The 19,268-nt window shown below is 47.6% G+C and carries 17 protein-coding genes; 8 read left to right on the top strand and 9 right to left on the bottom strand.

Going from position 1 to position 19,268, the window contains the following annotated elements:
• Positions 1-18 precede the first annotated feature (18 nt).
• Complete coding sequence (locus Har1131_RS09495) at positions 19-1,143, top strand: glycosyltransferase family 4 protein (protein WP_151146081.1); 1,125 nt, start codon at positions 19-21, stop codon at positions 1,141-1,143.
• Positions 1,144-1,151: 8 nt separating this feature from the next.
• On the opposite strand, the gene Har1131_RS09490 is transcribed toward Har1131_RS09495, so the two are convergent.
• From Har1131_RS09490 to Har1131_RS09475, 4 genes are all read right to left on the bottom strand, one after another.
• On the bottom strand, positions 1,152-2,750 hold the full coding sequence (locus tag Har1131_RS09490) for an alkaline phosphatase family protein (protein WP_151146078.1): 1,599 nt from the start codon (positions 2,748-2,750) through the stop codon (positions 1,152-1,154).
• A gap of 126 nt (positions 2,751-2,876) precedes the next feature.
• Positions 2,877-4,277: a sulfatase gene (locus Har1131_RS09485; protein WP_151146074.1), complete on the bottom strand. Its 1,401-nt coding sequence runs from the start codon at positions 4,275-4,277 to the stop codon at positions 2,877-2,879.
• 513 nt (positions 4,278-4,790) lie between these two features.
• Positions 4,791-5,675: an IS1595 family transposase gene (locus Har1131_RS09480; RefSeq protein WP_151146071.1), complete on the bottom strand. Its 885-nt coding sequence runs from the start codon at positions 5,673-5,675 to the stop codon at positions 4,791-4,793.
• 154 nt (positions 5,676-5,829) lie between these two features.
• Positions 5,830-6,969, bottom strand: coding sequence for a glycosyltransferase (locus Har1131_RS09475; RefSeq protein WP_151146069.1), 1,140 nt, complete (start codon positions 6,967-6,969; stop codon positions 5,830-5,832).
• Positions 6,970-7,103: 134 nt separating this feature from the next.
• On the opposite strand from Har1131_RS09475, the gene Har1131_RS09470 reads away from it, so the two are divergent.
• Together Har1131_RS09470 and Har1131_RS09465 are read left to right on the top strand one after the other, a co-directional pair.
• Positions 7,104-8,987: a hypothetical protein gene (locus Har1131_RS09470; RefSeq protein WP_151146065.1), complete on the top strand. Its 1,884-nt coding sequence runs from the start codon at positions 7,104-7,106 to the stop codon at positions 8,985-8,987.
• A gap of 196 nt (positions 8,988-9,183) precedes the next feature.
• Complete coding sequence (locus tag Har1131_RS09465; protein WP_191907477.1) at positions 9,184-10,086, top strand: glycosyltransferase; 903 nt, start codon at positions 9,184-9,186, stop codon at positions 10,084-10,086.
• A gap of 50 nt (positions 10,087-10,136) precedes the next feature.
• Here Har1131_RS09465 and Har1131_RS09460 read toward each other — a convergent pair whose 3' ends face one another.
• Complete coding sequence (locus tag Har1131_RS09460) at positions 10,137-11,030, bottom strand: glycosyltransferase family 2 protein (RefSeq protein WP_151146059.1); 894 nt, start codon at positions 11,028-11,030, stop codon at positions 10,137-10,139.
• Positions 11,031-11,233: 203 nt separating this feature from the next.
• On the opposite strand from Har1131_RS09460, the gene Har1131_RS09455 reads away from it, so the two are divergent.
• Positions 11,234-12,679 (top strand): flippase, encoded by a 1,446-nt coding sequence (locus Har1131_RS09455; RefSeq protein WP_151146056.1) that lies wholly within the window; start codon positions 11,234-11,236, stop codon positions 12,677-12,679.
• 107 nt (positions 12,680-12,786) lie between these two features.
• Positions 12,787-13,257: a dTDP-4-dehydrorhamnose 3,5-epimerase family protein gene (locus Har1131_RS09450; protein ID WP_151146053.1), complete on the top strand. Its 471-nt coding sequence runs from the start codon at positions 12,787-12,789 to the stop codon at positions 13,255-13,257.
• A gap of 7 nt (positions 13,258-13,264) precedes the next feature.
• On the opposite strand, the gene Har1131_RS09445 is transcribed toward Har1131_RS09450, so the two are convergent.
• Positions 13,265-14,596 carry a sulfatase-like hydrolase/transferase gene (locus tag Har1131_RS09445; RefSeq protein ID WP_151146050.1) on the bottom strand — a complete coding sequence of 444 codons (1,332 nt, stop codon included), beginning with the start codon at positions 14,594-14,596 and terminating at the stop codon, positions 13,265-13,267.
• Positions 14,597-14,697: 101 nt separating this feature from the next.
• Between Har1131_RS09445 and Har1131_RS09440 the strand changes: the two genes are divergently transcribed.
• Together Har1131_RS09440 and Har1131_RS22695 are read left to right on the top strand one after the other, a co-directional pair.
• A complete protein-coding gene (locus Har1131_RS09440; protein ID WP_151146047.1) occupies positions 14,698-15,771 on the top strand; it encodes a glucose-1-phosphate thymidylyltransferase in 1,074 nt (357 codons plus the stop codon).
• A 2-nt stretch (positions 15,772-15,773) separates the two neighbouring features.
• The gene (locus Har1131_RS22695) at positions 15,774-15,953 is read left to right on the top strand and encodes a hypothetical protein (RefSeq protein ID WP_151146044.1); all 180 of its coding nucleotides are present in this window, start codon (positions 15,774-15,776) and stop codon (positions 15,951-15,953) included.
• On the opposite strand, the gene rfbD is transcribed toward Har1131_RS22695, so the two are convergent.
• A complete protein-coding gene (gene rfbD / locus Har1131_RS09430; RefSeq protein ID WP_151146041.1) occupies positions 15,950-16,864 on the bottom strand; it encodes a dTDP-4-dehydrorhamnose reductase in 915 nt (304 codons plus the stop codon). The two genes, Har1131_RS22695 and rfbD, sit on opposite strands and share 4 nt — an antisense overlap.
• Before the next feature lie 56 nt (positions 16,865-16,920).
• Here rfbD and rfbB point away from each other — a divergent pair, with 56 nt between their 5' ends.
• Positions 16,921-17,847, top strand: a complete 927-nt coding sequence (gene rfbB, locus Har1131_RS09425) for a dTDP-glucose 4,6-dehydratase (RefSeq protein ID WP_151146038.1) — start codon at positions 16,921-16,923, stop codon at positions 17,845-17,847.
• Between the two features lie 64 nt (positions 17,848-17,911).
• On the opposite strand, the gene Har1131_RS09420 is transcribed toward rfbB, so the two are convergent.
• Together Har1131_RS09420 and Har1131_RS09415 are read right to left on the bottom strand one after the other, a co-directional pair.
• Complete coding sequence (locus tag Har1131_RS09420) at positions 17,912-18,364, bottom strand: UPF0179 family protein (protein WP_151146035.1); 453 nt, start codon at positions 18,362-18,364, stop codon at positions 17,912-17,914.
• 32 nt (positions 18,365-18,396) lie between these two features.
• On the bottom strand, positions 18,397-18,774 hold the full coding sequence (locus Har1131_RS09415; RefSeq protein WP_151146032.1) for a DUF5820 family protein: 378 nt from the start codon (positions 18,772-18,774) through the stop codon (positions 18,397-18,399).
• Positions 18,775-19,268: the final 494 nt, after the last annotated feature.

Raw genomic sequence — 19,268 nt, 5'->3', positions numbered from 1 at the left:
CGAGACTGGGAGGATTGTATGAAGCTCGCAATGATTATCGATGACTGGTGGCCCGAAACAGGTGGGGGTCCAGTCCATGTACGGGAACTCTCATCTGCGCTAGCTACGTATCACGACTGTACTATAGATATCTACACGCGTGCACTAAAGAAAGACGGCAAGCATTATACTGCCAATAAAGAACTTGAGTCAGGAAAGGTACAACTGTACCGTCTCGGACCCTGTACAGAGTACTGGAATGGTTTCGGACGTATTGCTTCGATGGTAACTCCCCTACCTAATCTTCTGTCCAACAATTACGATCTCATTCATGGACATACGTTTCTTCCTGCGGTTCCGACACGTCTCACTGGTGCATTAGCTGGGACTCCGACGGTGTTCACTATTCATGGGACAGCACTAACGACTGGGGTCGGCCGTGACGAATCAATGCTTGCGGGCGTCAAGCGATTGATTGAGAAACAGTTCGTTTTGGGCTTTGATTACGACTCCGTTATCTCAGTCAACAACGAACATGTCGACTTGCTTGAAAACCATCACCCCTCTGTTCACACCATCCCAAATGGGGTGGATTATGAAAAATTCTCAATTGACACCAAACGGACTGACGATATACTCTATCTCGGTCGTCTAACCGCCAGAAAGCAAGTCTCAGATCTGATTGAGGCGTTTTCGATTGTACGCGAAGAGCATCCGGACGCTAATTTACGAATAGTGGGTGAAGGCCCAAAACGGGGCGACTTGGAGGATCAAACAACCTCACTTGGGCTGGAAGAATCTGTCTCATTCGAAGGCAGGGTACCTGATGAGGCGGTTCCGAAACATTACGCCTCAGCGAAAATGTTTGCTCTCCCCTCAGCCTGGGAAGGTCATCCGCTAACGCTGCTTGAAGCGTGGGCCGCAAGCACACCGGTTATCGCATCCGAAGTTGAGGGTATTGAGGAGTTTATCGACCACCGTGAAAACGGATATCTCGTTTCACCAGGATCTCCAGACGATCTCGCCGAGGCCATACGCTACGCTTTAGAGAATCCCAGTCAGACTCGAGACTGGGGGCAAAGCGCCCGTAAATTGGTTGAACAAGAGTATTCGTGGGAAGGGGTGGCTGATCGCACTTTCAATCTCTATCAAGAACTCGTGTAATTGCCCGACTACTCCATGTATCCGAGATCCGCGAGACGGTCCTCAACGCTTGACGTATCACCATCTGACTGGGTATCGGTATAGTCTCCAGCGATTTTATCCCAGTCAGCTTCTTCCACCTCTTCGGTCTGTGACGTGAGAACTTTCCCATCGGTTTGTGTGTCGATGGGAATCCCCAATTCTGCCGCTATCGTCGGGGCAATATCGTATATCTGTGCTTGATCAATCGAACCGAGCGAACAGTTCGTGAGCAGGATGCCGTTCGGTTTGTGGTTCTTGTGGGAATATCGACGGAACGTATCCAGAATTGACCCACTGACATCATACCGGTAATCACGTGGGAACAGTGCAATATCGGGTGCATCCTCCAAATGTGATCCCTCATACACATTTTCCCGGGGACGTACGTCGTCGAACACGAGGTTCCCCTCAGGATCCCTAACCTTGCTTAGCTCTTTCATGAGTTCAGAACGAACATCTTTGTAATCGTCTTGCGGAACGACCCCCTCGCTGTCACGCCCTTCCACGTTAAGGTGAACACCGAGGCTGTTGAAATAGAGTTGAAATGCCTCGGAGTTCGGATGATCAACAACTTGGTTTTGCGCAGCGACTAGCGCGTCTTCCGGGAGAATACGTTCAACGTATTCAGCAGCCCCGACCAGATCAAGCGCACGGTGAACACGGCGCGGTGAGATTCCTACCTTTGAGACAGTGTTTACTCCAGTTGAGATTGCAGTCTCTATTAGTCCGGGGCCGGACTGATCTTTGTCCTTCAGTTCTCCTTGTTTTTGTTGGCGGAAGTACTGTGGATCACCTTCCTTTGACTCACAGTAGCCATGTTCAGCTAGCCAAGAGTTGATGTAGAACGTCCAATCGTAGTCACCCATACCGTGATCTGACACGATAAACACGGTCGGATCATCTTCTCCAAGGTCAAGAATATCTCCAACGAACTCATCGACTTTTATCAAAATTTTGCGAATAGCGTCTCTGTTGTCGAGATCGTGGAAAATCGAGTCTGTAATCTGAAATTGAACTGCCATTAGATCCCAGTTGAAACGATCGTCGAGGAGGTTTGCCATATCACGGCGTTGTTTAGCAACACTTATGTACTCCTCAATCGCGTCGTCTTCGGTTCCGTAATCTGGATAGATCTTATACTCGCCAAACTGCTCTTCGTATTGTTCTCTAATATCCTTCGGATGGAATTCAGAGTCTTCGCGAGCAAGATATCCAGGCACGAGAGCTCCGTGATCAAGTTCTGAGGCTGGGTGGGTTACAGGATAGTTGATTACGATCGGGGTTAGATCGCTCTGATCCACAATATCGTAAACATACGGGGAGTCTACATCCGGTCGTTCTATAAGTCGTTTATCGTAATCTTCGCGCGCGTAAAAATCAAACACGCCGTGTTTCCCGGGGTTGCGTCCGCTCAGGAGAGATGGCCAAGCACACGGCGTCCATGGAGGATGAGTGCTCATCAACTCAGCAGCGCTTTTTTGGTGGAAATATGAGAGTGTAGAGAGTGTACCATCAGCGATCCACTCTCCGATTTCGTCTAGCCCCAATCCGTCTAACCCAATGAGAATAACGTTATTCTTCTTCATGCTTATTCGAAATATCTCCCTGTGTCATCTGAGGTTTCTCTTCTAATCATATATCTGTTGAATGACTATTTGGCTGAGTAATGAAAAGACTCTGGATTGATTTCTCAGTAGTGGTTCATGTAACCATCACATTTTATATCCGAGATCCTGTAATTGCTGTTCCATATCAGGATCAAAGCCTTCCCCTACTGTTGAGAGAGATTCGGCAGCCGTAAGTAGATCAGCGGCTTGAGTTCGAATATCGCTATCTGGTTCTGTTCCATCACGTTCCTTTGGATCAGATAGATAGTTGAATTGTATGGGTTCCTGAAAGTACCGGTAATCTGGCTTTGAGTCGTTATCTGTGCCTTTACGATGATGAATTACTTTGCGGCTTTCGGTTCTAACTGCAACACTATGTCCCGAACTATCGAGAGTATCTGAGACCACATACTCTATATCCTGGGATCCAGTATCGTTGATCCAATCGGTATTGCTTTTTTCGGGGAAATTACCGCTGTTTACGTCAAGGAGTTGGCTGATCAAATCTGGGATCCAAGCCAAGGAGAACGGTTTATTTATTCGTTTGTGGCTGCCTTCAGGGGTACGCACAAGAAGCGGGACATGCAGCAGGTCATCGTAGAGATGATGCCGAGGATGTCCATAGATTTGATCTCGGTCCCACAGTACCTCGCCATGATCCCCTGTGATAATCAAGATTGTCTCGTCCCAGAGCGACCGGTTCTTGAGTTCCGAAATAAGTACGGAGAGTTGCTGGTCAACATAGCGAATAGCACTATCGTACATCGTATCATATCTTGGTTCGTGAATCCTAGAAGCACGGGCAGCATCCCAAGAAAATTGGCGTAAGTTTGATCCTTTCGGCATTAATCCGCCTTCACGAGCTCTCTCAGGATTGATTGGTGCATGTACGTCCATCAGATGTGTCCAACCAAAGAATGGCCGAGAAGTACTTTCAAGATCGCTCAAGAAGCCTGTAACTACGTCCTCGCCGCTAACCGTAGGCCAATTAGACAATTGCCTATATCGATAGAGGATGAACGGTAGGGTATATGGGTTTATCAGAGAAGAGTATCGTCTCATATAACTCCGAATATTATACATACGCCCTGCCCACCCGGTGTTGTCACCTCCCTGTTTAGCATTGTCCTTTCCTTTTGTTCGTAGATTCCGAAACCGGTCGAACCCCAGATCGAAGTTCCGCGTTTTAGTAAGGTGGGGATTTGAGAGAGTAGCTACGGTACTGTACCCAACATCGGACAAAGACTTAGCAAGAGTCGTATCCTCTTGTTCAAATGCTTTCCACGCAGGATCATCCCCGAAGTAACACCCATTGTATGAATGTTGTCCACCAATAATTCCGGGAAAAGACTCTGTGGTATATGGTCCTGTAGAATACGCTCGATTAAACACAATCGACTCCTTTGCAATAGAATCCAACGTGGGTGTTGTATCACGATGATGTCCGTTAAACCCACATCGATCGTGCCTCCAACAATCAACGGTTACCAGTATTACATTCTGCATGTTATATGTATATGAACGGACACGGCAAACTGCAACTTATTAGTTTGGAATAGTACATTACCACTTTGATGAACAGACAGACAACGTGGGAATTGAACTGTTTAAATTGATGTGTCTCTAGTCTGGATCAGGACAAAAATACCATTGGTGTAGGTATACACCGAATCGCCTTGGGAATAAGCAACAGGTTGAACGGTATATCGGATAACTGCGTCCTCACCGACTTGAGTCGCCGTCTTTGTTTGATTCCATGAATCAGCTTTTATTCGCTCTCTTTGTCTCAGAAGCCGAGTCAGCAATCAGGAATAAAAGAACAATTTCCCTCAGAAAACCGGTTATTGAATCCTCTACGTCGAAGCAGAGTCATAACCGGACACGATTTCGAGGCCCTGTTAAACATTTCAGGGAGAGCGTTGGGATGTTTTGAGTTTCTTGAACGACCGGATCTTCCAGACAAGAATTATTATTTAAACGGAATTTGGAAGAACGCTCATGCGTAGCACATTGTTGATTTCACAGCGTCGCTCGAACAGCGTGTTTGAGAGCAGCTCGGCCTGGTTTCCGAAACAGCTCTCGACGTAGCTGAAACGCTCTGAGATACTGTGTTAGCTTGTCTTTGGAGATACCTCGGTGGGGCGAGAGCCACCGTCGCACCTGCGACGCGTGGCTCTCGCAGGTGTTGACGTGTACTTCGTCGTCGGCGTATTCTCCGTCGCCGTGGACGACGTATTCGCGGTCGAATGCGTCGTCGTCTTTGAGCGGTTCGTACGCTCGAAAGCCGTCAGTATAGACGGTCAGCGACTCCTGCTGACGGTCGGCTAGCAGGAGTTGAATCGTCGATTCGTCTGCGGCTTTCGCCGGGATCGCGTACCGGCGTCCGGTACCGCGGTCCGCGATGATGAAGATCGGCGGCTTGTCGCCGCTATACGAACCACGCCCACGCGTGGACAGGCCACGCGAGCGCGACTCCCGGTCGCGCTCGCGGCCTTTCTTCCCGGCAGAGACGTACACTTCGTCGATTTCGACCGGTCCGACAAGTTCGAGGGAAGGCGCATCGAGCGCTCTAACGAAGCGCTCGATGCGCCGGTGCATGGTTTTGTGTGTGACTTCGATCTCGCACTGTAGTTGGTGGAGACTGGTGTTAAACCGGAGAAACGCGTAGATCGAGAACAACCACCGGCGGAGCGCAATCTTCGAGTGAGCGAAGATTGTCCCAGTCTTGTCGTTGAACGTGCGGTCGCAATTCTTACAGAGATACCGCTGAAACTCTCTGTAGCTGCCGTTTCTGACCGTCCGGTCAGAACGGCAGCGAGGACAGGTAACACCGTCACGCCAGCGAACCTGTTCCAGCAGGTCCGCCGCGACCGATTCCGATCCAAACACATCTAGCGGAATCATTCGTGTCGGGCACCGCTGACGCGGTGCCCTTGTCCTCTTCGAATCCACAGCTGCCGCTCAACAATATCCACAATCTCCTACGCAAGAGCGTGGAAGAAAAGGGTCCGGCAAAATCTACGAGATCTACTCCCTGAAACACAATCCCACAGTGAGCTCACTGACTATTCTTCACTGAAGAGATGATATTCAAGTATTCATCTGCAATAGAGTCTACTGAGAAATTATCTGCACGAGCCCGTATTTTTGTTTCGTCAATTGGGTTGGACAGAGATTCTTCTATTGCATCAGATAGTAGCTCTGGACTTCCGACGGGTACAAGTTCACCGTATTTTCCGCCATCTAGGATCTCACTGGGGCCGCTTGGACAGTCGGTTGAAACTACTGGACAACCACAAGCCATAGCTTCTACTAAGACATTCCCGAAACCTTCCCAAACAGAAGAAAGGACAAAGACTGATGAATTTGCCATATACGGGAAAGGATTTTCAACCACCCCAGGGAGATCCGTTTTTGACTCAAGATCTAAATCTTGTATTAACGATTCAAGATCATCCCTTTCCTTACCTTCCCCTAAGATAAGCAGCCTTGCATCAAACCGATCATCAACCAGAGAAAACGCTTTGATCAAAGTTTGAAAATCCTTTTGAGGATGTAGTCGGGCTGCACTAAGAACTACTGGCACATCTGGATCATCAAACCATTCGTGATCCAGATCTTCTTTTGATTTCTTTTTTAATTCAGGAGTGACAACCGGATTGTAAATCGTAGAGACTGGAAGTGGTTTATTTAGATAACTTTCGATATCTTCGGCAACTCCAACAGATGTTGCAATGATGTGGTCTGCGGATGGATACAAAATCTTCATTAAATTCCGAAAGGCGATTTCACGACGCCAAGGCTCGTTTTCTAATGCTTTAGAGAGGTGATTTCGTTCACCTATAATAACAGTAGTGTCTATCATTGATATCTTCTGAGCTAACAACGATGTTATATTAGCATGCTTCATAAATGAGAGGAGGACGTCTGGTTCCTTGTGAAATAAATACTTGGATAAACTAGGGACAGCGGACAAAAGTGAGAACCGCGTTGGATCAGGCGCATCCAGTATTTTGATCGATATGCTCTCAGGTACTTCATTCATTAGTTCTCCTGCATCCCGAGCAAGAACGATTGTAACATCAATACCTCGGTTCAGAAACTCTTCTGCCAGATTGAGCGTCATCCTTTCGACACCTCCGATCTCAAGAGCTGGGAGAAATACTACTACCTCATCTATCACGCTATTATCCTTCATTATAGGTTCTTATGTGAAGTTCAACTGGTTCCCCCAAATGCTTTAATATCTCAGCAATAATATTGTAAACAGCTTAGATTGAACTCTGCCAGAACCACGAGATATTTAAAACCAGCCAATTCAAGAGGGGTAAGATGAAAGAGGTTGAACAGCGAAGAGATTTAATTCAAAGTCTCTTCTACCCCTGTATAATTGTCTCGACAATCTTATTAACTTTAGTAATATCAGAATTTGGGGGTATACCCACGGGAGTAAAGTACAGCTATCCGGTCGTGGCTATTTTGGGGATCTACTTAGTTGATAACTACTATCTATCTAGTTATGAAAATAATAGGTTAAAGGAATTTGACAGATCTATGTTATTGGTGAAAATTGCATTGATTTTGGTAGTTGTTTCAGTTCCAATCTCTCTTCTCACATATGACAGAGTTCTTAGTATGATCGTATTGTTATTCGGTGTCGTCCTCTTACTTAAAGAAGTTCCAAATAAGTATGTTGCATATAGCCTACCACTCTTCGCACTAGGATATATTGTTATTACATACCTGTCATCTGGGATGTATTATGGTAATGTCGACCCGCTATGGCAACATTATGAGTTTGTGAGAAATGTAGGGGAGAGTGGCCTGATTGCAAGCATTAACAGCTCTTATTCAAATTTCCCGGGACTACATGTTACTGGTTCCATGATAAAGATCGTGGGAAGCCTTAGTGGGTACCCGGCTTCTTTATTGACTCTATTTCCAATCATATCTGGAATTTACCTATTTGTTTTCCTTAATGCAAAAGCCATAGCTATCAGTCGGTACGCAAGGTATGTTATTATCTCATTTCTTTTGTTGTGGACTACTTTGTTCTTCAGTGGTGTTTTCTTTCCTCAGAACGGGGGATTTCTCTTCTCACTCGCCCTTACATATACAATCTTAAAAACTGAACAAAGCTTGGAAATAACTATAATTCAATCTGTGATTATCTGTGGTTTCGTTGTAACACACCATTATTCTGCCTTTATTTTTATGATGGTCTTAGCCGCCTTTATCCTGATCCCTGCCCCTCGAATATCTGGGTTAAAATCAAGTGTTCGAAGGTTAACTCTTCTATTTATAGTTTCGTTCTTGTTCTACTGGAGCTTTTTAGGTAACACGTTCTTGAGTTCTATATTTTCACTTGTGATTACCTTAACTCAGGCCGCGAGCCCTTCCTTGGCATCAGGTGGCATCATCCCTATGGGAGTGGAGACCACTGAGCCAACTATCAAGGAAAACTTGCGGTGGCTTTTCGGTCCGATCGGAGTATATTTTACTGGACTGGTCGGGCTTGGTATTTTGGGAGTCCGTTCACTATTAGAAGATACGTTCATCAGGAGATCCATTCTGCTGCCGCCCTATATCATTGGAATACTTGGCATAGCTTCAGCTATCCTTTCTTATCCTTCTCCTATTTCGTTTAAAACGGACATACGTGTGTCGGCCCTCCTAAGTCTATTTTTAGCATTGCTTCTGGGCATTGCTCTTTGGTCAATAGAAAATAGAACAGAAAGGAATAGTATCTTGTCCCTTTTATTAGCTATCTTGGTCATTACAGCTCCAATTGCTGCGCTTAAATCAGATCCGAGCTATCGTCCCACTCAAAAATTCGACAGACAATCTTCATATACCGTCGAAGAAGTTTCCTCTCTCAGTAATACCGGCAAATTTATTTCGAGAACCGATGCAAATGTTACTACTACTTGGGTAGATAGAGAATTTTTGGATTATCAGGGAGTCGTAACCTATCGGCCAAACAATGTAAATCAATCCGGTGTATTTTCTTCGACAGATTTGTTCCTTTATCGAAAGGGTTGGTCACTATCTTATGTATCTGTGGACACTCGACCCTTCTTAAAGAAGATTGTATTGTCTGAAGAATATCTCAGTCGGAGCACAAACACTTGTAATAACATTTTTGATAACGGTGAGGTAGGAATACTCTATAATACCGAAAGGCAATTCCTTAGTAGGTCCAATTGCTCAGCATAATTCAATGTGTACTTCAGTGTTATATCTGGGAGACAACCCAAAGAATCCTTATGTTAAACTACTTCTTGAAGCGTTAACGGAAGAAGGTCTGGATGTTACTCAAATTGATTGGCCTCTTGCCTTCCCGTTAACTCGTTCCGCATTATCTCATCGGAATGCAGATGTTATTCATGTTGGTTGGCTTTTCGGATTCTATATGACTGATGACTTCACTGGTTCTAAAATCATCGACAGTCTCATCACCTTGGGCCGGGCTAGCGTATTTATCTTAGACATTATATTTGTGAATTTATTATCCATAAGTGTTGTTTGGACAGTTCACAACACACATCACCACGAAAATAAATATGAGAGATTTGAGAGAATTATTAATGAAATTGCATTCGTACTGTTTGATTCTATTGTTGTTAAATGCGAAGAGGCTGCGGAAATAGTATGTAAAGAATATGCATATTCAGACAGAGAGAAGATGGAGGTAATAGGAGATGGAAATTATATCTCCACCTACGAGAACAACGTATCCAAGGCAGAAGCACGTGATTGGTTATCAGTCGATGCGGATTCTTTTGTCTACTTATATTTTGGCCTGATACGAGAGTACAAAGGAGTTCCTGATCTAATTGCAACGTTCAACGATGCTAATATTGATGATTCGGAACTTTATATCGTAGGACAACCTTGGACTGAGGAAATTGCTTCAGAACTCAAATCACAATCAAAAGAACTCGACGAAATACAGTTAGTACTCAAATATGTTGATGATGAACAGATACAGTATTACCTAAATATGGCGGATGTCCTCGTTCTTCCATATCGAAATATCCTCAATTCAGGGTCTGTTCATTTAGGCCTCTCTTTTGGAGTTCCAATTATTGCACCAAAGACGGGGTGCATTCCAGCAACAATTCCTGAAGATAACCCATTTCTCTATGATCACTCTGATCCAGACGGGCTACGACGACAGCTTGAGACGGTTCATGAGCATCCTAATCTGACAAACATAGGAAAGGCAAATTACGACTACGCGAAAAAACAGGATTGGAAGAGTACTGCTCGTGAATTTAAGAATGTTTATGAAGGATTAGAGACGGACAATTGAGAGTCATTACATGGTTATAGTCTGTCTCGAGACGGTTCTAATTGAGAGATTTAAGGATACGGTCCTTTTCCTGTCTTATTTCGAAGACCATCCGTTATTCCTCGATAAAGGCTGAATAGACCGTCAATTCTCCAATTATAAATTCTCAGAGTGGTCTCTTTCAGAATAACTTTAAAGTACCAAAGGAGATGAAACGGGCTCATTTTCTCATTGAACTCACGTATTAGTATTCGCTGGTTTCGTGCTAGATAGTAAGATGATATCGGACCCAAACGATTTCCGGAACTACCACCACGTTTATGAAATATTGTAGTGTCAGTGAGAGTCACTAAGTCGTAGCCACTTTCAGCTAATTGTACGGAATAGTCTACATCCTCATAATAAAGAAAGTATTTTTCGGGTAGAAATCCTACGTCAGAGAAAATTTCTGCGGGAAATAATGCGCAGCAGAGCGGAACATAATCGTTTTGTATATTCTTTTTCGGGACGTGATCTGGAGGAGTGGGGTGATAGCCTTCTCCAGTATTCCAATCAATAGACCCTTTCCAAAACCAAATCTCCTCTGTATCTGGGTAGCTGTATATAACTGGAGAGACAACACCTATTGAAGCATCTTTCTTAAGTGAATCAACTAATTCTTTTAAAACGGAATTTTGCTCTATAATCACGTCATTATTTAATACCCATATATATTCTGAACCATTAGAAAGGGCCTGTTCAATTCCGATATTCATTCCACCACCGAAACCGCGATTCTCTCCAAGTTGGATTAGCTCAACGTCAGGAAAATCATCCTTCAGTGATTCTGCTGACCCATCCGTTGATCCATTGTCCACTACAATAATATCCAAGTTTGGATACGAGACTGATTTTAACGAGTTCAGGCAATTTGTAGTGTCTTCGTAATTGTTCCAATTTAAAATTACTGCCGATACTTTCTCCATTGAGATGTTTGATTGGTGGACTGTCCATCGGTATAAATATTCCGTCAGCCCTACAAACCAGGTTGTCGTTACTGAGTGTGCCTGAAGCAATATTCAATTAACTATGCCAGTCCTCTCCATCTACGATACTAGATCAGGTTTCTAAGGAACAAGTTTCACAAGTTATTATATCTCTCTATGAGATGGTAGCTGACACTTGCTAAATGAATATCGCTAAATCAAGCTTTCAAATAATTATTGCAAAAGTTGTAGGATCTTTATCCGGGTTTCTGGCCATCGTAGTCTTCTCAAGAGAACTCGGCGCCTCTCCACTTGGCACGTACTATCCATTTTTAGCACTTCTTGGAATGTTGGCTATACCAGCTGATTTCGGTATTCGAGGTGCGACTGAAAAACGCATCAGCGAGGGAAATGATGTTCATCGTTATCTTGCCACAGCTATTCTACTTAAACTTCCTCCGTTACTTGTCATCGCGTGTTTTCTCCTACTTATTAGAGGATATTTAGTTCAATATCTTGGGACAGATCTAGTACTTCCATTAATTGTTGCTCTTTTCATCAGAGAAAGTGGAAACTTTTCCATAGCTGTACTTAGAGGGGAACTCCGGGCCGGTGAAACAGCAATTCTCCAGATTTTCCGTCCACTTGGATGGCTAATTGTTGGATATTTCTTGTTTATGAGAGGACATGGAGTTCATGGACTTGTCTACGGTTACATTGCAGGTTCGGTCGCGATGATGATTGTCGGTTGGTGGAAAGTATCGATTCGACCATCGAAACCATCGGTTGAACACGCCCGTTCTCTACTTGACTACGGCCAGTATGGGATTATTTCGTCAGTTGGTGGATATTTCTACAGTTGGATGGATGTTGCAATTTTGTCTGTATTTGTCGGAGCCGGAATCGCCGGAACGCGTGTCGGGATTGGTGCCTACGAAAATGCGTGGCGAATTTCTTTGTTCGCTATGATGGTAAGTCAGGCCATCGCAACGACGATATTCCCTCAAATAAGTCGTTGGGATGCTGAGGAAGCCACCGGTCGCATTGAGAATATCATTCCGACAGCGATTCTCCCTGCTCTCCTCATCGTGATTCCGGCGTTTGTTGGAACGGCAATCCTTGCGAAAGATATCCTTCGAATTTTATTCACTCCGGAATTTGTCGTAGCCTGGCTAGTGTTAATCGTATTGATGGCTGAAAAGATTCTTCAGGCTATCCACGTTGTTCTCGGTCGCTCACTCCAAGCGATAAATCGTCCGGACCTTGCCGCATATGCGACGGTAGTCGCTGTAATTATCAACCTCGTATTGAACGTCATATTAATCTGGCAGTTTGGGATCGTCGGTGCAGCCATTGCGACGACGGTATCATTCGCTGCAAACACTCTTCTCCATGCCTATTACCTCAATCAGTTCATAAATATACAGTTCCCATTTATTGAGGCGGCCTGGAGCACCGGTGCCGCATCTGTGATGGGAATAGCTGTCTACATCCTGCATTCAGTGATGCAGATTCAAACAATTATCGACTTGTTTGGTGTCGTTCTATTCGGAGTCCTTGTCTACATTCTTGTCATACTCGTATCCCCTACTATTCGGACGAGACTCTGGAATCTCGCGGGTCCAGCAATCATAAAACGGATTGCCTAAGAGTAAGAATCCGTTCGCAAGTTCATCAGAATCAATCCTCCGTGTTGAGCACGGTAGCGGAATACATGACCGGTACCTTCAAGAATTCTCTCTGAGACGGACTCCTTATGCCGACTATTCACGATGTCGAAGTCAGAGATCTCCAAGTAAACGCCGACGAACGAGGCCACCTTGTCGAAGTGTTCCGAGAAGACTGGGCCGAGTATGATATAGATCCGGCTATGTCCTACTACTCAATGACGTATCCAGGCATCGTCAGGGCCTGGCACCGACACCTTGAAGGACAGATCGATCACTTCGTCTGTCCACAGGGCCGAATTAAGATTGGTGTCTATGACGAGCGTGAGGACTCACCTACGAAAGGCGAACTAGACACGTTCGTCATAGGCGAACACAATCAGCAAGTTGTTCGTATTCCAGGAGACTGCTGGCACGGGTTCAAAGCAATCAGCACTGACCCCTCGATATTGATTAACTATCCGACTGAGCTCTACGATTACGATGATCCCGATGAAGAACGCATTCCCTACGACGCCGAGAGGGTTCCTTTGGACTGGAATGAACCTCCTCATGAGTGAATCTCCGTTATTCTGTGTATCCCAGATCGGAGAGTTGCTCCTGAGTATCTGGCGAAATATCAACGGAGGTTCCTGTCTCCCGTTCTCGTGGAATATACTCCAATAGTTGCTGTTCCAGTTCCGGATCTGTAGTGACCTCTCCACTCTCGAAGTCGATCAGGACAGACCGGTCATCCATTGGGACATATATGAGATGGTCGTCGCCATCGGTGACGCTGATCTGATTTGGTCCATAGGCAATCTCTTCAGAGAGGACAGGTTCACCTGCTGCCGATCTATCCTGAAGTGGATGCCCATCAAAATTAATCGACAAATTCGCTTCTAGTTCGCGGAAAATCGTCGGTACGATATCTGTCAGGCTCCGCCGTGACTCCAAAGTCGGAATTCCTTCGATATTCGTCGCAATTGGAACTTCGATAACGGGCGGTACGAGTGCATGACCGTGACCGACGCCACTGATACCGCGTGAGTCTTCAAAATATTCCTCCTCAAATGATTTGTACTCCCAAAACTCTTCCCCGTGATCGCTGGTCACAATCACGACGGTTTTCTCTATGTCGATTAATTCCTTGAACGTCTGTTTAATCTGCTCGTCAACGTACCGCACGAGCGTGTCGTACAGAAGTCCACGGGCGGAACGGTAATCCTCGAATTCCTCACTCTGTGTGTCCCCAGCAGTAAATCTCCACCTATCAATCCCCTCAATATCTGGAACTTCATCAAAATACATCTGCTCCGGTTCGTGGAGCGGTTCGTGAAGGTCCCCTAATTGAACGTACCCGAACTTCGGCCCTGCTTCGCTGTTCCACCACTGCTGAAGTTCCGACAACATTGTTTCAGCATCGACATCGTGATGTTGTTCCATGAACTTGAACCGACCCTGGATCGGAACCGCAGCGGTCCCGATAGACGTTATGAACTTCGTCTCATAACCACTCGCACCCAGCAACTCTGCCACAGTATACACGTCATCTCGAACACCATTGGGTGGGTTCGTGAGGTCTTGGTTTCGGGAGGAATCATCAGTATATGTAGCACCGTGGTGGTGTGGATATAGCCCGGTGAGGATTGACGGTACCGAACTAAACGTCCACGGTGCAGCAGCAATAGCTGGAGTAAAGGAGTTCATTGAGTCAAGAAAGGGCGTCGTCTCTCTCTGGTATCCAGTCCGAGAGATTCGGTCATTACGCAAGCAATCTACGGTGATGATGAGTACATGCTGATGCTGGCCCAGATTCACTCCTGGGACTTTTCTGCATCTAGATTCGTATGCTATCCGATTTCGGAGTCGCTGAAAGGTAGTAAGACCCTTCTTTGCGAATTGTTTAACTATTGTCATAGGTGGCTATTAGAGATATTTATGATGGTTTCTTGGCTCTGTCGAAGTCAGTAATCCGGACAAGCGAACAATACTTTAATCAGTAAGATCATATCGGTGCTGTGAAAGGTGTCTTACTATCTGGAGGGACGGGATCACGGCTCCGCCCGATCACCCATACTGGTCCAAAACAACTCGTTCCGGTTGCTAACAAACCTGTTCTCGAGTACGCAATCGAAGACTTCAAACAAGCCGGCATTACAGAGATAGGAATTATTCTCGGCCACAAGGGCCGCGATGAGATTCAAGAGCTCCTGGGAGATGGCTCCGAATATGGGGTTGAGATTACGTACATCGTTCAGGGGAATCCGCTAGGTCTAGCTCATGCCGCAGGGTGTGCGCGTGATTTCGTTGGCGACGACGATTTCGTGATGTACCTTGGTGATAACATCCTCAAGTCAGGGATCACGGACCTTGTCGAGAGTTTTGAGGCCGGTAACTATGGCGCAGGGATCGCCTTGCAAGAAGTCGACAACCCGCAGGCGTTCGGAATTGCAGATGTCGACGATGCTGGAAACGTGACGGAACTTATCGAGAAACCGGATGAGCCACCAACCAACCTCGCTCTCATTGGGATGTACGTCTTCTCGCCCGCGGTTTTCGATGCCATTGATGACCTCGAACCGTCCTGGCGAGGAGAGCTTGAGATCACTGATGCCATCCAGTCGTTGCTCGATACCGGACACGAAATCGATTCGCATGTCGTTGAAGGCTGGTGGAAAGACACTGGAAAACCAGAGGATATCCTGGAAGCCAATCGACTTGTCTTGGAAGATCGAGCGCTCGAAATTCAGGGTACAGTAGAGTCCGATGCCACAGTCGAAGGCCGTGTTGAACTCGATAAAACATCGACGATCAAAGATGAAGCCGTGGTTCGTGGCCCAGTGTCGATTGCCGAAGATACGGTGATTGAATCCGGGAGTTACGTGGGTCCGTACACGTCAATCGGTCCGAACTCCACTCTCGAAGGAGTCCATGTTGAGAACTCCGTCATCATCGGCGACTCAGAAATTACAACCTCGGGGAAGATCGTCGATAGCTTGCTTGGACGAGGTACAAACATCGGAAGCGGCGATTCACTGCTCCCAGAGGGTCGTAGACTTGTTGTGGGGGAGAACTCGCAGCTCAAACTCTAACCATGCGCATCATCACTCATACCTGCACGGAGTGTGGCACGATCGTCTCAGCGAACGAAGTTGAATCGAATCGCGTAATGAAATGTCCGGGTTTAGGGTGTGAGAACGTCCTCAAGTTCGAAGAGCTTCCCAAAGAGGAGCAGCAGCACTTCCTTGAGAACAAGGACCAGTACGAGATCTAGCGATCGTTTGGTCTCGATTCCGAATCGAACCAATCAGAAATCGCCTCTAAATCCACTGAGAGAGTTGGCTGTCGTCGACCGAGTTGGTCTTGCGTTTTCGTTACATCAAGGCATGTGTGAGCGGGGCGAGTCGCCGTCCGTTCGATATCAGATTGTGAGCCTTCTTCGAGCAGTGACTTTGCAGCCCCCATCCGGTCACAGATAGCTGCTCCAAACTCGTACGGTGAAACACATGATCGACACGCAACGTTGTATGTTCCGCTAGCCTCGGCTTCTATCAGTTCCAACAGTGTCGAAGCCGTGTGACCAGCACGCGATGGAGTGATATGCTGGTCGGTGAACAGAGGGATCTCATTTTCTGCCCGGAGCTGATCACGAACCCACGCTGGGAATCCCGTTAGCTCATCTGTGCCGCGGTGAACACCGTAGACGAACGATAGTCGGGTGATAAGAGCTTCCGACATCGCCTCCCGAACCGCTTTCTCTCCGTCTAATTTGGATTGACCATAGACCTGGACGGGGTTTACCGAATCACCCTCTGAGTACGACACCCTGGACTTGCCATCGAACACGTAATCCGTAGAGACCTGGAGAAACTCACACTCAGCTTGACTGCAGTGTGCAGCCATCTCACCGGGCGCTTGAGCATTCACATCGTGTGCACGGTCTGGGTGTTCCTCACAGCCATCGACATCTGTCATCGCGGCACAGTTCACAACGGAGTCAGGGTCCGCTGATTCGATAATCTCCGAGGCGGTGCTGGAATCTGCGATATCGAGTTCGAACAACGGGATATCGAAGTGCGGTGCCGTTGAATGGTATGTGCCCGACACCGTCCATCCCTTCTCCAAACCGGCTTGTACAACGTTCGATCCAAGTAACCCGTTCGCGCCGAGGACCAAGAGATGCATCACCGGCTATTCATCGTATGGAAACCTAAATACGCACGACTCATGTCTAGTGTCGTATGCGCATACTCGTCACCGGCGGGGCGGGCTTTATCGGATCCAACTTTGTGGAGCACATTATCGAAACCAGTGATGACGAGGTCGTTACACTTGACACCCTCACGTACGCTGGGTCAAAAGAGAACCTCGAAGGGGTTCTTGAGCATCCTCGACACGAGTTTGTTGAAGGAGATATACGAGATGCTGACCTCGTCGGCGACCTAGTGTCCGATGTTGACGCTGTCGTGAACTTCGCGGCAGAGTCACACGTCGATCGGTCGATAGAAGGTGCAGAACCCTTCGTCTCAACAAACGTCCAGGGAACTCAGACACTGCTCGATGCAGCGAACGATTCAGAAATTGACCGGTTTGTCCAGATCTCGACAGATGAAGTGTACGGACAAATCGTCGACGGATCCTTTTCAGAAGAGGACCCGCTTAACCCCAGGAATCCATACTCCGCGACCAAAGCCAGTGCTGATCTGCTCGCACAGAGCTACGAGACGACCCATGGGCTGCCAGTTGTAATTACGCGTACGTGTAACAACTACGGACCGAATCAACATCCCGAAAAACTGATCCCGAAGTTCATCACGAATGCAACGCAGGGCAAATCACTCCCTGTCTATGGAGATGGATCAAACATACGAGAGTGGATTTACGTCGAAGATAACTGTCGAGCACTTGACTTAGTGCTCCGCGAGGGAGACGTGGGTGAAGTGTACAATATCGGGACGGATGAAGAGAAGACGAATCTCGAGGTAACACAGGCTATCCTCGCAGCCGTTGGCGCATCCGAAGACCTCATTGAGTTTGTCGATGACCGGGCTGGTCACGACCAGCGGTATGCGCTTGACTCCTCGAAGGTCGAATCACTTGGCTGGGAGCCACAGTACTCGTTCGCAGAGGGGCTTGCGGAGACAATCAATCACTTTGTTGAGAACTAATTCCTAGTCTATCATAGATTGAGTGCTTGTTTCCGGTCAAACTAGCAGAAAAGTTGAGGCAGGTTTAGCTATCCTCAGCCGCCTCCAACTCAACCAACGTCAAGTCACGATCTAGCATACAGTAGTCGTGGGGCGGATCGCCGATAATCTCGTCAATCCGGTACTCCTCGTCGAAGTCAGCACCGGCGGGCTCACAGTAGGGATGGCTCGGACACTCGGTGTGTGGACAGGGGCCCGGCAGCGACGCCTTACTCCCAGCGTACGCACCCTTCGAGGGGACGTTGGCCTGAATCGGTGCGGGCTCAACCTCGACGGCCCGAACGCCGTTTTCATGCACGGCACAGTCTAGCGTCTGGCCGCTCTGTCTGACGTTGGTAATTCGGTATCGGTTTCCGGTCGTCAGATTGAGGCATTGGTCGCGGTAGGGACAGCCCTCACAGCCGCTGGCTTCGCCGCGGTAGACGAACTCCGCGCCGGCCTCGGCGAGGCGCGTCCCGACGAGCGTGACAGTGGTCATACCGGGCTATAGAACGCCGCCACGGTAAAGCATCATGTCCGCCCGGTCAGGTCGTCCAGTTTATCCAGATACGCCTCGCGGGGCACCTGATACAGCGAGCGGTAGTCCAGTTCGCCGTCGGCGAACCGAGTAGCGAGTGCGACAGCGCCCTCAACGGCAGCGTCGCGGCCCTCGTAGGAGTTGGCGTCGCGCTCGACTTCGGGCTCCAGATAGAAGGTGACGTACCAGCGCTCCCCGGTCCGGTCAGCGCCGGGGCGTCGGGTTCGTTTCCCGCGCGTGAGATAGATCGTCGGGAGACACGGCGCTGGAAACTGCTCGGAGTCGAAGATGTCCGGGCGGTACGCGAGGATGAGCTTGTCGTCGGTCTCGTTCCACACCGTCCAGTCTTCGGGAAGGGCCGACAGGTCCATACCGTCGAATTGGCGTGGACCGGCAAGAATCCGCTGGTCCGTCCCGAAATCCGCCGGGCCCGGATACCGACACTCGTGCTGACGGCGGCAACGTCGATACGTCAAGCCACAATATCGTGTGGGCCGTTCTCAGTCGCCAATCAAACCAGCAACAGATTCACATCAATCCAGCGCTAAACACTGGCCGACACACCGAAGAGAACAGTTGACAACCGACACAGTATATAAATCCAACTCGAAACCAATGATGCACGCTAACATACATATGGCCCACCATCCCCGTGTTCGGCCTATCACGGCGTCGGAATTTATCGGCGGTATACCCACAAGAGGGCAAAGTTCTTATACGAACAGAGTTCGTACGGTAAATAGTATCGGAAACAGTTCCACACTGTCTCCCGTTACCACAGCAGGTCGGAGCAGTCCCCGTGTTCCGCCCGGCAGGTCAGCCATGGAAGGGCACACGCGTCACCCTGCAGCGAAGGGTGATTCGG

Origin of the sequence: Haloarcula sp. CBA1131, from assembly GCF_008728975.1 — an archaeon.
Taxonomy (GTDB): Archaea; Halobacteriota; Halobacteria; order Halobacteriales; family Haloarculaceae; genus Haloarcula; species Haloarcula hispanica.
This window is presented reverse-complemented; position numbering and strand designations above follow the sequence as displayed.

Excerpts from the sequence above, each read along its gene's own strand:
- rfbD (WP_151146041.1), bottom strand. The coding sequence starts at position 16,864 with ATGCATCTCTTGGTCCTCGGCGCGAACGGGTTACTTGGATCGAACGTT.
- Har1131_RS09495 (WP_151146081.1), top strand. The coding sequence starts at position 19 with ATGAAGCTCGCAATGATTATCGATGACTGGTGGCCCGAAACAGGTGGG.
- Har1131_RS09420 (WP_151146035.1), bottom strand. The coding sequence starts at position 18,364 with ATGACCACTGTCACGCTCGTCGGGACGCGCCTCGCCGAGGCCGGCGCG.
- rfbB (WP_151146038.1), top strand. The coding sequence starts at position 16,921 with ATGCGCATACTCGTCACCGGCGGGGCGGGCTTTATCGGATCCAACTTT.
- Har1131_RS09470 (WP_151146065.1), top strand. The coding sequence starts at position 7,104 with ATGAAAGAGGTTGAACAGCGAAGAGATTTAATTCAAAGTCTCTTCTAC.
- Har1131_RS09475 (WP_151146069.1), bottom strand. The coding sequence starts at position 6,969 with ATGAAGGATAATAGCGTGATAGATGAGGTAGTAGTATTTCTCCCAGCT.
- Har1131_RS09460 (WP_151146059.1), bottom strand. The coding sequence starts at position 11,030 with ATGGAGAAAGTATCGGCAGTAATTTTAAATTGGAACAATTACGAAGAC.
- Har1131_RS09450 (WP_151146053.1), top strand. The coding sequence starts at position 12,787 with ATGCCGACTATTCACGATGTCGAAGTCAGAGATCTCCAAGTAAACGCC.
- Har1131_RS09465 (WP_191907477.1), top strand. The coding sequence starts at position 9,184 with ATGACTGATGACTTCACTGGTTCTAAAATCATCGACAGTCTCATCACC.
- Har1131_RS09455 (WP_151146056.1), top strand. The coding sequence starts at position 11,234 with ATGAATATCGCTAAATCAAGCTTTCAAATAATTATTGCAAAAGTTGTA.
- Har1131_RS09445 (WP_151146050.1), bottom strand. The coding sequence starts at position 14,596 with ATGACAATAGTTAAACAATTCGCAAAGAAGGGTCTTACTACCTTTCAG.
- Har1131_RS09415 (WP_151146032.1), bottom strand. The coding sequence starts at position 18,774 with ATGGACCTGTCGGCCCTTCCCGAAGACTGGACGGTGTGGAACGAGACC.
- Har1131_RS22695 (WP_151146044.1), top strand. The coding sequence starts at position 15,774 with ATGCGCATCATCACTCATACCTGCACGGAGTGTGGCACGATCGTCTCA.
- Har1131_RS09490 (WP_151146078.1), bottom strand. The coding sequence starts at position 2,750 with ATGAAGAAGAATAACGTTATTCTCATTGGGTTAGACGGATTGGGGCTA.
- Har1131_RS09480 (WP_151146071.1), bottom strand. The coding sequence starts at position 5,675 with ATGATTCCGCTAGATGTGTTTGGATCGGAATCGGTCGCGGCGGACCTG.
- Har1131_RS09485 (WP_151146074.1), bottom strand. The coding sequence starts at position 4,277 with ATGCAGAATGTAATACTGGTAACCGTTGATTGTTGGAGGCACGATCGA.